Annotated in this window: 14 protein-coding genes; all 14 read left to right on the forward strand. The window is 38.3% G+C overall.

Annotated elements, in window-relative coordinates:
* Window positions 1-6: 6 nt before the first annotated feature.
* The 14 genes from rsmH (at window position 7) to divIVA (ending at window position 14,285) form a co-directional block, all read left to right on the forward strand.
* Window positions 7-963 (forward strand): 16S rRNA (cytosine(1402)-N(4))-methyltransferase RsmH, encoded by a 957-nt coding sequence (rsmH, locus tag IGJ37_RS03765; protein ID WP_010820726.1) that lies wholly within the window; start codon window positions 7-9, stop codon window positions 961-963.
* A 16-nt stretch (window positions 964-979) separates the two neighbouring features.
* Window positions 980-1,387 carry a cell division protein FtsL gene (ftsL, locus tag IGJ37_RS03770; RefSeq protein ID WP_002358883.1) on the forward strand — a complete coding sequence of 136 codons (408 nt, stop codon included), beginning with the start codon at window positions 980-982 and terminating at the stop codon, window positions 1,385-1,387.
* Window positions 1,387-3,615, forward strand: a complete 2,229-nt coding sequence (locus IGJ37_RS03775) for a penicillin-binding protein (RefSeq protein ID WP_325815053.1) — start codon at window positions 1,387-1,389, stop codon at window positions 3,613-3,615. Before ftsL ends, IGJ37_RS03775 begins: the two co-directional genes overlap by 1 nt.
* A 27-nt stretch (window positions 3,616-3,642) precedes the next feature.
* The gene (gene mraY / locus IGJ37_RS03780) at window positions 3,643-4,608 is read left to right on the forward strand and encodes a phospho-N-acetylmuramoyl-pentapeptide-transferase (RefSeq protein ID WP_002355894.1); all 966 of its coding nucleotides are present in this window, start codon (window positions 3,643-3,645) and stop codon (window positions 4,606-4,608) included.
* Between the two features lie 22 nt (window positions 4,609-4,630).
* On the forward strand, window positions 4,631-6,001 hold the full coding sequence (murD, locus tag IGJ37_RS03785; protein WP_002358885.1) for a UDP-N-acetylmuramoyl-L-alanine--D-glutamate ligase: 1,371 nt from the start codon (window positions 4,631-4,633) through the stop codon (window positions 5,999-6,001).
* A gap of 4 nt (window positions 6,002-6,005) precedes the next feature.
* The gene (murG, locus tag IGJ37_RS03790) at window positions 6,006-7,097 is read left to right on the forward strand and encodes an undecaprenyldiphospho-muramoylpentapeptide beta-N-acetylglucosaminyltransferase (RefSeq protein ID WP_325815054.1); all 1,092 of its coding nucleotides are present in this window, start codon (window positions 6,006-6,008) and stop codon (window positions 7,095-7,097) included.
* An 8-nt stretch (window positions 7,098-7,105) separates the two neighbouring features.
* Entirely contained in the window at window positions 7,106-8,230 is a 1,125-nt protein-coding gene (locus IGJ37_RS03795) for a cell division protein FtsQ/DivIB (RefSeq protein WP_325815055.1), read from the forward strand.
* Window positions 8,231-8,403: 173 nt separating this feature from the next.
* Entirely contained in the window at window positions 8,404-9,726 is a 1,323-nt protein-coding gene (gene ftsA / locus IGJ37_RS03800) for a cell division protein FtsA (protein WP_002355898.1), read from the forward strand.
* A 26-nt stretch (window positions 9,727-9,752) separates the two neighbouring features.
* Window positions 9,753-10,985: a cell division protein FtsZ gene (ftsZ, locus tag IGJ37_RS03805; RefSeq protein WP_002355899.1), complete on the forward strand. Its 1,233-nt coding sequence runs from the start codon at window positions 9,753-9,755 to the stop codon at window positions 10,983-10,985.
* A gap of 16 nt (window positions 10,986-11,001) precedes the next feature.
* Window positions 11,002-11,679, forward strand: a complete 678-nt coding sequence (locus tag IGJ37_RS03810; protein ID WP_002358890.1) for a YggS family pyridoxal phosphate-dependent enzyme — start codon at window positions 11,002-11,004, stop codon at window positions 11,677-11,679.
* Window positions 11,680-11,692: 13 nt separating this feature from the next.
* The gene (locus IGJ37_RS03815; protein WP_325815056.1) at window positions 11,693-12,337 is read left to right on the forward strand and encodes a cell division protein SepF; all 645 of its coding nucleotides are present in this window, start codon (window positions 11,693-11,695) and stop codon (window positions 12,335-12,337) included.
* A 28-nt stretch (window positions 12,338-12,365) separates the two neighbouring features.
* Window positions 12,366-12,623, forward strand: coding sequence for a YggT family protein (locus tag IGJ37_RS03820; RefSeq protein WP_002355902.1), 258 nt, complete (start codon window positions 12,366-12,368; stop codon window positions 12,621-12,623).
* A gap of 26 nt (window positions 12,624-12,649) precedes the next feature.
* Window positions 12,650-13,432: an RNA-binding protein gene (locus IGJ37_RS03825; protein ID WP_002355903.1), complete on the forward strand. Its 783-nt coding sequence runs from the start codon at window positions 12,650-12,652 to the stop codon at window positions 13,430-13,432.
* Window positions 13,433-13,583: 151 nt separating this feature from the next.
* Window positions 13,584-14,285: a cell division protein DivIVA gene (gene divIVA, locus IGJ37_RS03830; protein ID WP_002355904.1), complete on the forward strand. Its 702-nt coding sequence runs from the start codon at window positions 13,584-13,586 to the stop codon at window positions 14,283-14,285.
* Window positions 14,286-14,396: the final 111 nt, after the last annotated feature.

Genomic DNA, 14,396 nt, shown 5'->3' on the forward strand with positions numbered 1-14,396 from the left:
CAAATGATGACTGAAGAATTTCGCCATTACACCGTTCTTTTAAAAGAAACAGTGGATGGATTACAAGTGAAGCCGGATGGCGTATACGTAGATTGCACACTCGGTGGTGCCGGACATAGTGAATACTTACTGACACAATTGAATGAGCGCGGTCATTTATATGCCTTTGATCAAGACCAAAAAGCGTTGGCACATGCTAAGACTCGTTTGCAGAAATATGTAGACAAAGGTCAAGTGACCTTCATCAAATCAAATTTTAGAAATATTAAAGAAGAATTGGCAGAACACGGGGTGTTCCACGTTGATGGGATTCTATACGATTTAGGTGTTTCTTCACCACAATTAGATGAAGCAGAACGTGGTTTTAGCTATCATCAAGACGCGCCCTTAGATATGCGCATGGATCAAGATGCACCCTTGACGGCTCGCGAAGTGGTGAATACGTATAGCTATAGTGAGTTAGTAAAAATTTTCTTTCGTTATGGGGAAGAGAAATTTTCGAAACAGATTGCTCGAGAAATTGAACGTGTTCGCGAAAAGCAACCAATTGAAACAACAGGCGAACTCGTTGAGATTATTAAGACGGCGATTCCAGCTCCAGCAAGACGCAAAGGTGGACATCCTGCAAAACGAATTTTCCAAGCAATTCGCATTGCCGTTAATGATGAATTAGGGGCAGTTGAAGAGTCGCTAGAACAAGCAATTGATTTGCTAGCGAAAAATGGCAGAATCAGTGTGATTACGTTCCATTCGTTAGAAGATCGTATCGTTAAAACAATGTTTAAAGAATACAGTACGGTACAAGATTTGCCACCAGGCATTCCAGTGGTACCAGAAGAATTTCAACCAGAATTAAAAGTAATTACCAGAAAACCAATTTTACCAAGTGACAGTGAGTTATCTGAGAATAATCGTTCACGAAGTGCGAAGTTACGCATTGCCGAAAAAATAAAATCTAGATAGAGAGAGGGGTAGACACATGGCTGAATTGAAGAAAGTAAATGATTTCCATTATGAAGCACCAGAAATGGATCAGCCAACTGTGGCAACAGAGCAAGACAGAAAAATGCAAGAGGAAACACTACCTGTCCCCACTCTATTACCCAAAAAGAAACTAAAAAATGTCTCTTTACTAGAAAAATTAATCGGTGTTGTATTAGTTTGTGCAACGATTGGTATTGCAATTGCGACAATTCAAGTAAGAACGACAATTGTCCAAACCATGAACGATATTACAGAAACACAAGCAGTCATTAAAGAAAAGGAAGATAACGCTTTGAAATTGGAACAAGAAAGAAGCGAACTTTCTAAATCAGATCGAATCAAAGATGTCGCTAAAAAACAAGGACTAGAAAATAACGGCGACAATGTTAGGACTGTTAAATAATGAGTAAAAGACATAAATTTAAACAATTCATGAAAAAGAAAAACTTAAATCCGATGAACAATCGTAAAAAAGTAGGCATCATTTTATTCGCTACGAGTATTGGATTGTTCTTTTTATTTGCCTTTAGAACGACATACATTGTGGCAACAGGCAAAGTAGCCGGTGTATCACTAAAGGAAAAAACAGCTTCTCTATATGAAGGAAGCCAAGTGGTAAAAGCTAAGCGAGGATCAATTTTAGATCGATATGGTAATCCAATCGCAGAAGATGCTACTTCTTATTCGTTATATGTCGTATTATCAAAAAAATATACGGGACAAAATAATGAAAAGCTCTATGCGGAGAAAAAAGACTTCGATGATATTGCTGAAATTTTAGCGAAATATACCAAACTAGACAAAAAAACAGCATTGAAATACTTGAATAATGGGATCCATGAAGATGGGTCAACACAATATCAAGTGGAATTTGGTACGGGTGGTCAAAACATCACCTTGGAAACACGCCAAAAAATTGAAGCAGATTTGAAAAAGAAAAAAATTTCAGGTGTTTATTTCAATGAACATCCAGCCAGATTATATCCCAATGGTCAGTTTGCTTCTCACTTTATTGGCTATACAAAAGCAGCCAATCCAGATGATGATAAAGAAGGCTTAGTAGGAGCAATGGGACTAGAACAGACCTATAATGATATTTTAAGTGGAACCGATGGCCGTGTGTATTTTGAAAAAGATATTTATGGCAATGCCTTACCAGGAACTGTGGCAGAAGAGAAAAAAGCAGTGGATGGTCAAGATATTTACACGACGCTAGATAGTCGCTTGCAAAATACCTTAGAAGATTTAATGACGCAAGTTAATGAAAAATATGAACCAGTTTCTATGACTGCCATGTTAATGGAAGCAAAAACAGGCGAAATTGTTGCCATGTCTCAACGGCCAACATTTAATCCTGAAACGAAACAAGGGTTAGACGATAATGGCACGTGGCAGAACCTATTAGTTGAAAGTCCTTATGAACCAGGCTCAACAATCAAATTATTTACAACAGCTGCTTCTATGGAACAAGGACAGTTTAATCCTAATGAATTATTCAATCGTGTTGGTGGAATTCAGGTTGGGGATGTAACTGTGAATGACCATGACTACACTCGGTTGAACGGCAAAGAATATTTGAATTATCGTCAAGCCATTTCTTGGTCTAGTAATATTGGTATGGTAAAACTAGAACAAAAAATGGGTGATGAAAAATGGATGGAGTATTTGAAAAAATTTGGTTTTGGTACGAGCACGCATTCAGGTTTAAGTGGTGAATCTGCTGGTAAATTGCCAGGAACAAACTTTGTAGATAGAGCAATGTCGGCATTTGGTCAAGCAATTACGGTTACTAATTTCCAAATGATGAAAGGTTTCTCAGCTATTGCAAATGACGGTTCAATGTTGCAACCTCATTACATCAGCAAAATTGTTGACAAAAATACAGGAAAAGAAACGATTACGGAACCACAAATCGTAGGAACCCCAATCAAAGCGCAAACAGCTCAACAGATTCGTACGTACATGATTGATACTGTTGAAGACCCGACTTACGGGATTGCGTATGATATTTATAAAGTACCAGGCTATCATGTTGCTGCCAAAACAGGAACTGCCCAGATTTCAGATGGTAAAGGGTACGTTGATGGAGCAAGTCAAGTCTTGTCTTCTGTAGTGGAAATGGTCCCAGCGGATAATCCTGAATATGTTTTGTATATTACACTTAGACAAGCAAAATCAGGTTCGCCTTCAGAAGCAATGGCGGCAATTGCAAACCCATTAATGAAATTAGCGTTAGACATTAAAGAGACAGATCCGGAAACAACGAAAGTAGCTTCTGATAAAGTCACAGTTGCTGATTATAAAAACATGACACCAGCGGAAGCGTTGACCAATGCCAAAGTGAACGGGGTGGATCCTGTGATTATCGGTGATGGTGAAAAAATCAAGAAACAATCAACGCCGGCTGGTCAAACATTAATGCCTAATCAGAAATTGATTTTGATCACAAATGGAACGAACTATATGCCTGATTTAACCGGCTGGTCGAAGAGCGATGTTACCAAGTTTGGCGATCTATTAGGTTTGACTGTCGAGTTTAAAGGTGAAGGCTATGTGACGAAACAAAGTATCGCTGCTGAAACTGAAATTACGGAGAAAAAATTAACCGTGACTTTAGAAGGCACAGAATAATAACGTAGAATAATTAGGAGAGATAACATGGAGTGGACACAGATTTTTATTCCCATAGTGGTGAGTTTTGCCATTACAGTGAGCGTAATGCCACTATTCATTGGCTATTTTCAAATGAAAAAACAAGGGCAGGTTACTCGTGAAGATGGCCCGACTTGGCATAGCGTGAAAACAGGTACCCCTACAATGGGGGGAGTCGTTTTCCTTGTAGCCAGCTTGATTACTTCATTAGCAATGGGGTTGTTTTTCCACCAATTTACGCCGTCTCTACTAATTATTCTATTTATTTTAGTATTATACGGTTTGCTAGGTTATTTAGATGATTTCATTAAAGTCTTTAAAAAACGGAACATGGGCTTGAATTCTCGTCAAAAATTAATTGGTCAAATTTTTGGTGGGTTGGTTTTCTACTTTGTTTATCGAAGTGAAGGCTTTTCAGACACCTTAGATTTGTTTGGAGTAGCAGAAGTTCCGTTAGGTATTTTTTATGGCGTGTTTATTATTTTTTGGTTAGTCGGTTTTTCTAATGCCGTGAATTTGACAGATGGGATTGATGGCTTAGTTGCTGGTTTAGGAACAATTTCATTTGGTACTTATGCAATTATTGCCTGGAAACAACAACAATTTGATGTTGTGATTATCTGCCTAAGTGTGATTGGTGGGCTGATTGGCTTTTTCCCTTATAATAGAAAACCAGCAAAAATCTTCATGGGTGATGTTGGTTCATTAGCATTAGGTGGATTGTTAGCAGCAATTTCAATTATTTTGCATCAAGAATGGACGCTACTTTTAATTGGACTTGTCTACGTTTGTGAAACAGCAAGTGTTATTTTACAAGTTGCTTCATTTAAATTATTTGGTCGACGGATTTTTAAAATGTCACCAATTCATCACCATTTTGAAATGTGTGGTTGGTCTGAATGGAAAATTGATTTTGTCTTTTGGTCTGTCGGTTTAATCTGTTCAGGAATCACATTATGGATTCTTTTCTAATCTATCAAAGGGGAAATTGACAATGAAAAAAATAACAACCTATCAAAACAAAAAAGTGTTGGTTTTAGGACTAGCTAAAAGTGGTGTCAGCGCAGCGAAACTCTTACATGAGTTAGGTGCGCTCGTTACCGTTAATGACGCAAAACAATTTGATCAAAACCCTGACGCCCAAGATTTATTAACCTTGGGTATTCGTGTTGTTACAGGGGGGCATCCAATTGAATTGTTGGATGAAGAATTTGAACTAATTGTTAAAAATCCTGGCATTCCTTATACAAACCCACTTGTGGCAGAAGCACTAACTCGGAAAATTCCTATCATAACTGAGGTGGAATTAGCAGGTCAAATTGCCGAATGTCCAATTGTCGGCATTACGGGCACCAATGGCAAAACAACCACGACCACGATGATTGGTTTACTGCTAAACGCTGACAGAACGGCTGGTGAGGCACGTTTGGCGGGAAATATTGGTTTTCCAGCGAGTACGGTGGCTCAAGAAGCAACAGCCAAGGATGATCTTGTGATGGAACTTTCTAGTTTTCAGTTAATGGGAATTGAGACGTTTCACCCACAAATTGCAGTAATTACAAATATTTTTGAGGCACACTTGGATTATCATGGTTCGCGGAAAGAATATGTTGCTGCAAAATGGGCCATTCAAAAAAACATGACCGCAGAGGACACCTTGATTTTAAATTGGAATCAAGTAGAGCTTCAAACGTTAGCCAAAACCACAGCTGCCAACGTATTGCCTTTTTCAACGAAAGAAGCAGTAGAAGGGGCTTATCTTTTAGATGGGAAATTATATTTCAATGAAGAATATATTATGCCCGCCGATGAGCTAGGGATTCCTGGCAGTCACAATATTGAAAATGCACTCGCAGCGATTTGTGTAGCTAAATTAAAAAATGTATCGAATGCTCAGATTAGACAAACTTTGACAAACTTTTCAGGCGTTCCCCATCGAACGCAATTTGTTGGCGAAGTTCAGCAAAGACGTTTTTATAACGATTCAAAAGCAACCAATATTTTAGCTACAGAGATGGCGTTAAGTGGGTTTGACAACCAAAAGCTACTTTTACTTGCAGGTGGCTTGGATCGCGGTAACTCATTTGATGAATTGGTTCCTGCTCTGCTGGGACTCAAAGCAATTGTTTTATTTGGAGAAACCAAAGAAAAATTGGCGGAAGCTGCTAAAAAAGCGAACATTGAAACAATTTTATTTGCTGAAAATGTTCAAACGGCGGTTACCATTGCCTTTGATTATTCGGAAAAAGATGATACTATTTTACTATCACCTGCTTGCGCAAGTTGGGATCAATACCCGAACTTCGAAGTACGCGGGGAAGCCTTTATGCAAGCTGTTCAACAATTAAAAGAAAGTGAAATGTGAGAAAATGAAGATACTAGTAACTGGTGGTGGCACAGGTGGGCATATCTATCCTGCGTTATCCTTCGTCGAACACGTCAAAAAAGAAACACCTGCAACAGAATTCTTGTATGTGGGAACAGAAAATGGTCTAGAAAGTCAAATTGTGCCAAAGGCGAAAATTCCATTTAAAACGATTAAAATTCAAGGATTCAAGCGTTCGCTAAGTCCTCAAAATTTTAAAACAATTTATTTATTTTTAACAAGCATTAATAAAGCAAAAAAAATTATTCGTGAATTTCAACCAGATGTGGTCATTGGTACAGGCGGTTATGTTTCTGGTGCAGTGGTTTATGCGGCCCACCAATTAAAAATACCGACAATTATTCATGAACAAAATAGTATCCCTGGAATGACAAATAAATTTTTAAGTCGTTATGTGGATAAAATTGCGATTTGTTTTCCAGATGTCGCTAGTTTTTTCCCGAAAGAAAAAACAATTTTAACAGGGAACCCGCGGGGACAAGAAGTCGTAACGGTGGAAAAGTCAGCTATTTTATCAGAGTTTGGCTTGGATCCAGCAAAGAAAACGGTGGTTTTATTTGGCGGAAGTCGTGGCGCCTTGAAAATCAATCAAGCGTTTGAACAGGCCTTTCCTTTGTTTGAAGAGAGAGAGTATCAAGTTTTATACGCTTCAGGAGAAAGATATTATCAGGAACTTCAAGAAAGTCTAAAGCTTTCTGAAAAGAAATTGACAAACATAAGTGTGCAACCGTATATTGATAAAATGGTTGAAGTGATGGCTAATACCGATTTAATGGTGGGACGTGCAGGAGCAACCTCAATTGCGGAGTTCACCGCATTAGGATTACCAGCAATTTTAATTCCGAGTCCTTACGTCACGAATGATCATCAAACGAAAAACGCGCAAAGCTTAGTAAAAGTTGGTGCTGTTGAAATGATTCCAGATGCAGAATTGACCGGCGCTCGTTTAGTTGCGGCAATTGATGATATTTTATTAAACAATGAAAAAAGACAACAGATGGCAACGGCGTCCAAAGGGGAAGGCATCCCAGATGCAAGTGATCGTTTGTATCAAGTTGTGAAAACGTTAGTCTGAGATAGGAGGTGTGGAAGATTAGTAACGAGAACGATATATTCAAAAAAAGAAAACCATTACCTCCAAAAAAATCGGAAGAGTCTCAACCTGAACTGACACCTTGGCAAAAACAAAACCAAGAATATTTGAAGAAGCAAGCGGAAGAAGCTGCTTCAAAAGGTGAAAACGAACAAGCAGAAGTCACCATCACTTTACAAGAACAAAGTCAAGAAGAGCCTCAACAACATCTTCCACAAGAAACAGTGGAAGAAGAGGAGCATTTTGCAGATCGTTTACCGAACGTTAAGAAAACACGGAACAAGCGCTTATATAGGCGTTTAGCCTTTATTTTAACTTGTTTAGGGACAGCCATTTTAGTGGCATTGTATTTTGTTTCGCCTCTTAGTCGATTGAGTGAAGTAACAGTTTCAGGTAACAAAAGTGTGGAGAGCCAAGCAATTATTCAGCAGTCAAAACTTGAAACGGGCAGTGGCTTATGGGAGCAGTATTCAAATAGAAATTATTTTTCTGCAAATATTCAGAAAAAGTTTCCAATTATAAAAAAGGCGAACATTAAGTTAAATGGTATTAATTCATTTAAAATTGATATTCAAGAGTATCAAATTGTCGCTCTTGCTGCGACTAAAGGCGGCTATCATCCGATTTTAGAGAATGGTAAAACTTTGGCGGAAACCACCAAAGCTGCTGAAAGTGGCAAACCAATTTTTGAGAATTTCAAAGAGGATAAATTAATCCCTGAATTAATGGCCTCTTACAACAAATTACCTCAAGAAATTAAACAAGGAATTTCAGAAATTAAATATGCACCATCAAAAACCAATAAAGACTTGATTAATGTCTATATGAATGATGGAAATCGAGTGATTGTTAATATTTCTGATTTAAGTGAAAAAATGGCTTATTATTCACAAGTTGCCGAGCAAATGGACAAACCTGGAATCGTTGATATGGAAGTCGGCATTTTTTCTTATCCGTATGAAAAAGAAAGTGAAGAAACGGGCAGTGAAGTTTCCGAAGATTCAGCGGTTGAAAATCAAGAAGTTGAGGACCCAAATGCAGGCGCAGCAACGGATGAAGCGAATAACGGTACGCCTACAAATGGAGAAAATCAAGAAGTGCAACAAGCAGAATAAGTTTTTTACAAAAATGTTTCAAAAATTAACGAACAAATTCGTATAATCTGCTTTCTAAAACCCCCATTTTTATGGTAAAATTGGAAGAAGTGAATAATACTAAAAAAGAGATAGTTAAACGGACGCCTTTGTCCGCTTAGATATTGGAATTAATAGGAGGAGGAATTCCGTTCATGGCAAAAACAGGAATGTATGTAGGCCTCGATATTGGTACAACTTCTGTCAAAGTAGTTGTCGCTGAATATATTGAAGGTCAAATGAACATCATCGGCGTTGGAAATGCAAAATCAGACGGTTTGAATCGAGGAATTGTCGTCGATATTGATCAAACAGTTCAAGCAATCCAACGGGCCGTTCGACAAGCCGAAGAAAAAGCCGGCATTCAAATTAAAAGCGTAAATGTTGGATTACCAGCGAATTTATTAGAAGTAGAAAGCTGTCAAGGAATGATAGCTGTTAGCAGTGAATCAAAAGAAATTACAGATGAGGATGTGCGCAACGTCGCATCTGCAGCTTTGGTTCGTTCAACTCCTCCTGAACGTCAAATTGTTGCAATCTTACCGCAAGACTTTACCGTCGACGGCTTTGAAGGCATCAAAGACCCACGTGGAATGCTTGGCGTTCGCATGGAGATGTTTGGCGTTGTCTATACTGGACCAAAAACAATCATCCATAACATCCGTAAATGTGTTGAAAAAGCTGGCTTAGGAATTAACGAATTAGTGATTACACCGCTTGCTTTAACAGAAACAATTTTAACAGATGGCGAAAAAGACTTTGGAACAATTGTCATTGATATGGGTGGCGGTCAAACAACGACATCTGTTATCCACGACAAACAATTGAAATTTACTCATGTTAACCAAGAAGGCGGCGAGTTCATCACGAAAGATATCTCAATCGTATTGAATACTTCTTTTAACAACGCCGAAGCCTTAAAAATTAATTATGGGGATGCTTATCCAGAAAGAACTTCAGCAAACGAAGAGTTTCCTGTTGATGTTATCGGTAAGTCAGAGCCTGTAAGAGTGGACGAACGTTACCTTTCAGAAATTATTGAAGCGCGTGTGGAACAAATTTTGAGAAAATCAAAAGAAGTTCTGGATGAAATTGATGCGTTTGAATTACCTGGAGGCGTTGTATTAACTGGTGGCGCCGCTAGTATGCCAGGTATTGTCGATTTGGCGCAAGAAATTTTTGAAGCCAACGTAAAACTATACGTACCAAATCACATGGGCTTACGTAACCCAGTCTTTGCTAATGTCATTAGCATTGTGGAATATTCAGCGCAACTAAACGATATTTATCACATTGCCAAATATGCAATCCCTGGTGAAAAATCGAAACCAGCACAATCAGTCGCTGTCCAACAAGAAGTTCGCTATGACACATATGCTGAACAGCCTCAAGAAGAATATGAAGAATTCAACGAACGTGAGTCTGGTGAAAAAGTGACAGGCAAAATCAAAGACTTCTTCTCGAACATTTTCGACTAATCACACAAACAGGAGGATACGATATCATGGAATTTTCATTAGACAATAACATTAACAACGGTGCAGTCATTAAAGTTATCGGTGTAGGTGGCGGCGGCGGAAACGCTGTAAACCGTATGATCGAAGAAAACGTTAAAGGCGTGGAATTTATCACAGCCAATACAGACGTTCAAGCATTAAAACATTCAAAAGCAGAAACAGTGATTCAATTAGGCCCTAAATACACTCGTGGTTTAGGTGCTGGTTCACAACCTGAAGTTGGCCAAAAAGCTGCAGAAGAAAGTGAACAAGTGATTTCAGAATCATTACAAGGCGCGGATATGATTTTCATTACTGCTGGTATGGGTGGCGGAACTGGTACAGGTGCTGCGCCAGTAGTTGCAAAAATCGCTAAAGAATTAGGCGCTTTAACAGTTGGTGTAGTAACTCGTCCATTTAGTTTTGAAGGTCCAAAGCGTGGTCGTTTTGCCGCTGAAGGAATTGCCTTATTAAAAGAAAACGTTGATACACTACTAATTATCTCAAACAACCGCTTATTAGAAGTCGTTGACAAGAAAACGCCAATGCTTGAAGCATTTAGAGAAGCTGATAATGTATTACGTCAAGGTGTTCAAGGAATTTCAGATTTAATCACTGCGCCAGGTTACGTAAACTTGGACTTTGCTGACGTGAAAACAGTGATGGAAAACCAAGGAACAGCTTTAATGGGAATTGGTGTAGCGAGCGGCGAAGAACGCGTAATTGAAGCAACGAAAAAAGCTATTTCTTCACCATTGTTAGAAACATCAATCGATGGTGCGGAACAAGTCTTATTAAACATTACTGGTGGCTTAGATATGACCTTGTTTGAAGCGCAAGATGCTTCAGATATCGTTACAAATGCTGCTTCAGGTGATGTGAACATTATCCTAGGTACATCAATCAACGAAGATTTAGGCGACGAAATTCGTGTAACAGTAATCGCTACAGGTATTGATGAATCAAAAAAGGATAGAAAACCGCACCGTCAAACAAGGCAAGCGGTTCAACCAATGCAACAAACAACTCAATCTGTGGAAATGGATCAACCAAAATCACAAGAAGAAGCAAGTGCTTTTGGCGATTGGGATATTCGCAGAGAACAAAATACACGTCCAAAAGTTGATGAATCTTCATTAGAACAAGTAGACAAAAAAGAATTTGACACATTCCACCGTGAAGAACCAAATCACAATGATGACGAATTAAGTACGCCACCATTTTTCCGCAGAAAACGATAAGGAGCATCGATTAGAAATGATAGCTGAAAACTTAACAAATATTAATAATCAACTTCAGCTAGCATGCAAAAGCTCACAGCGCTCTGTTGCTGATGTGACAATGATTGGCGTCACTAAATCAGTAGGAATTGAGGAAGCAGCAGAGCTTGTTCAGCTTGGTGTCCAGAATTTAGCTGAAAACCGAGTAGATAAGTTACTAGAAAAGAAAGCTGGATTGGAAAAATTTAATGATATTCAGTGGCATTTAATTGGTAATTTACAACGTAGGAAGGTAAAATTAATTATTAATGAGATAGATTATTTTCATGCATTAGATAGTCTGAGTCTGGCCAAAGAAATTCAAAAAAGAGCAACGAAAGTTATTCGTTGTTTTGTTGAAGTGAATATAACTGGGGAAGAAAGCAAGCACGGCTTTCGTAAAGAAGACGTCTTACCTTTCATTCAAGAACTTGCTGATTTGGACAAAATTCAAATCGTCGGTCTAATGACTATGGCACCTTTTGGGGCAAGTGAAGAAGTATTACATGCAACATTTAGAGAATTAAAAGAGCTGCAAATGACCGTAAATGAGAAACATTTATCTTTTGCTCCTTGTACAGAACTTAGCATGGGAATGAGTAACGATTTCCCAATCGCAGTTGAAGAAGGTGCAACTTTTATACGAATCGGAACAGCGTTATTCAGAGATGCGTAAAGGAGAGGAATTTATGTCAATTTTTAACAAGGATGCGTTATCGAGCTTTTTTGGCTTATCTGGCGAAGAAGATGATTATTATGATAACTACGAAGAATATGAAGAGCGCAAAGCAGTTAATGAACCACCGCGTCGTGCAACTCGGCCTAAACCACAACGCCCTGTTCAACAACAGGAAAGTTACAGTCAGCCAGCTTATACACAACAAAGTGAGCCTGTAGTTGAAAAACCTTCTGCACGCTATCGTTCTGCTGAAACGCATCAAGAAAGAGACACACAACAAGCTGCTTACACAGAGAAAAAAGTGGTTTCTATGCGTAGTTCTAATCAATCAGCGACTACGAATACAAGACGAGCACAAGAAAGCACCGCCAATGCAAAAACACATAAAATTACTATTATTGAACCACGTGTGTATTCAGAAGCAATGAGCATTGCGAAACATTTATTTGCTGAAGAAGCCGTGCTAGTTAATTTTACATTAGTAGAAGAAGACCAAGCACGACGCATCGTTGATTTCTTAACTGGTACTGTGTATGCTTTAGACGGAGATATTCAGCGCGTTGGCAATGAAATCTTCTTATGCACACCAGCGAATATGGAAATTGATAGTGCGACAGCACAATCTTTAGCCAACAAACAATTCTTTGATTTCTAAGCCTTAGGGAGGTGTTATTATCGCAACACTGATTACTCTATTATACAAAGGCGTTCAAATCTATTCAGGATTACTAGTGATTTACGCGCTACTTTCATGGTTTCCAGGAGCGTATGATTCTGCTTTCGGGCGTTTGCTCTCTAGAATTTGTGAACCATACTTAAGTTTGTTTGACCGTTTGAATTTAAGGATTGGAATGGTTGGATTTAACGTAATGGTAGGGATTATTGTCCTTAACCTAGCAGCGGGTGGCTTAGCAGTCATTTTACGAGCTATTGTTTATTAATAACTTTTAGAAAGGATGATTTATCTATGAACGCAAATGTGTATCAACATTTCCGCAAAGATGAACATCCTTTTATTGACACTGTCGGGGATTGGCTAGAGCAAGTGGAGATGCAATACGCGCCTTATTTGACAGACTTTCTTGATCCTAGACAGGCGTATATTTTGGAAACGTTGATTCGACAAAACAGTGATTTATCGTTTACTTTTTATGGTGGTTATGAGCAAGCAGAACGAAAACGCTGCTTGATTTATCCAGCGTATTACATACCAGAAGAGACAGATTTTGGTGTTGTATTATTTGAAATTATTTATCCATCTAAATTTGCGACATTATCTCATGGGAAAATTTTAGGCACCTTGATGAATGTTGGGGTTCGTAGGGAAGCCTTTGGAGATATTATTTCCGATGGTGATAAGTGGCAGGTTTTTATAGCACAAGAAGTAGCTGGCTTCGTTGTTAACCAAGTCGACAAAATTGGTAAAATTACTGTTCGTTTAGAAGAGCGTGATTATACACAAATTTTGATACCGAAGGATGGTTGGCAAGAAGAGCGAACGACTATGAGCTCTTTGCGGCTGGATAGTGTGATTTCCGCCGTATTTAATATTTCAAGGCAGCGATCAAAACAATTGATCGAATCTGGTAAAGTAAAAGTCAATTGGACAGAAACGACACGACCAGATTTTGCTTTAGACTTATTAGATATTGTTTCGATACGGGGATTTGGGCGCCTTCAGATTCAAGAATTAGAAGGAAAAACAAAGAAAGAAAAATTTCGTGTCCTCTTAGGGGTATTGAGAAAATAATCTCGAACTTTTGTTTAAGAAAACCATTTTGGCTGTTCATTCAGACGAAGTTGTGTATAATAAAAAAAGTAAGATATTTGCTATTTCAGGATTAGTATGAGAATGTGTTCATAAGGGGTTTTACAAAAATAATCCAAAGAGGTGAAGGAATATGGCATTAACTCCATTAGATATTCAAAACAAAGACTTCTCAACAAAAATGAGAGGCTATAACCAAGACGATGTAGATGACTTTTTAGATCAAGTCACACGTGATTATGAAGATGCATTACAAAAAAATCGTGAACTTGAGAAATCATTAAAACACGCAGAAGAAAAATTACAATACTTCAATGAATTGAAAGATGCATTGAACCAATCAATTATTGTTGCACAAGATACCGCTGATAAAGTGAAATCAAGTGCCAATAAAGAATCAGAAATGATTATCACTTCGGCAGATAACCAAGCCAAAGAAACCTTGGTAGAAGCTGAACGTAAATCAAATGCAATGATTGCAGATGCTGAAGCGAAATCAACACAAATCTTAGCAGAAGCAATTGAACGTGCCCGTCAATTAGCTGGGGAAACAGAAGACTTGAAGAAGAAAACACGTGTCTTCCATCAACGCTTAAGCTTAATGCTTGAAACTCAATTAGAGCAAGTGAAGAGTGAAGAGTGGGAAGAGATTTTAAAGCCTTTTTCTAGTTATGTCGGAGACAAACATACAGCAGTTAAGGAAATTCTTGATGAACAAGACCTTGACAACGAAAATGAAACTGTTGTAAACTCTGAAGAGAACACAGATGCTGTAGTAGAAAAAAAGCCTGTAATTGAAGTCACTGAAGAAACAATTGAAGAAGAATCAAAATAGATAGAACAGAACGTTTAATGTTTATTCTTAGCAGCGAGTCAATGATAGTGAAAGTTTGACAGACACTGGCATTAAACAGATCCTCTATCCTAGATGCAGTTCTGAACACTT

This window comes from Enterococcus sp. AZ104, assembly GCF_050546705.1.
Lineage (GTDB): Bacteria > Bacillota > Bacilli > Lactobacillales > Enterococcaceae > Enterococcus > Enterococcus faecalis.

Coding starts and splice junctions, on each gene's coding strand:
- ftsL (WP_002358883.1), top strand. CDS start 980: ATGGCTGAATTGAAGAAAGTAAATGATTTCCATTATGAAGCACCAGAA.
- mraY (WP_002355894.1), top strand. CDS start 3,643: ATGGAGTGGACACAGATTTTTATTCCCATAGTGGTGAGTTTTGCCATT.
- ftsZ (WP_002355899.1), top strand. CDS start 9,753: ATGGAATTTTCATTAGACAATAACATTAACAACGGTGCAGTCATTAAA.
- rsmH (WP_010820726.1), top strand. CDS start 7: ATGACTGAAGAATTTCGCCATTACACCGTTCTTTTAAAAGAAACAGTG.
- ftsA (WP_002355898.1), top strand. CDS start 8,404: ATGGCAAAAACAGGAATGTATGTAGGCCTCGATATTGGTACAACTTCT.
- divIVA (WP_002355904.1), top strand. CDS start 13,584: ATGGCATTAACTCCATTAGATATTCAAAACAAAGACTTCTCAACAAAA.
- IGJ37_RS03810 (WP_002358890.1), top strand. CDS start 11,002: ATGATAGCTGAAAACTTAACAAATATTAATAATCAACTTCAGCTAGCA.
- murG (WP_325815054.1), top strand. CDS start 6,006: ATGAAGATACTAGTAACTGGTGGTGGCACAGGTGGGCATATCTATCCT.
- murD (WP_002358885.1), top strand. CDS start 4,631: ATGAAAAAAATAACAACCTATCAAAACAAAAAAGTGTTGGTTTTAGGA.
- IGJ37_RS03775 (WP_325815053.1), top strand. CDS start 1,387: ATGAGTAAAAGACATAAATTTAAACAATTCATGAAAAAGAAAAACTTA.
- IGJ37_RS03815 (WP_325815056.1), top strand. CDS start 11,693: ATGTCAATTTTTAACAAGGATGCGTTATCGAGCTTTTTTGGCTTATCT.
- IGJ37_RS03825 (WP_002355903.1), top strand. CDS start 12,650: ATGAACGCAAATGTGTATCAACATTTCCGCAAAGATGAACATCCTTTT.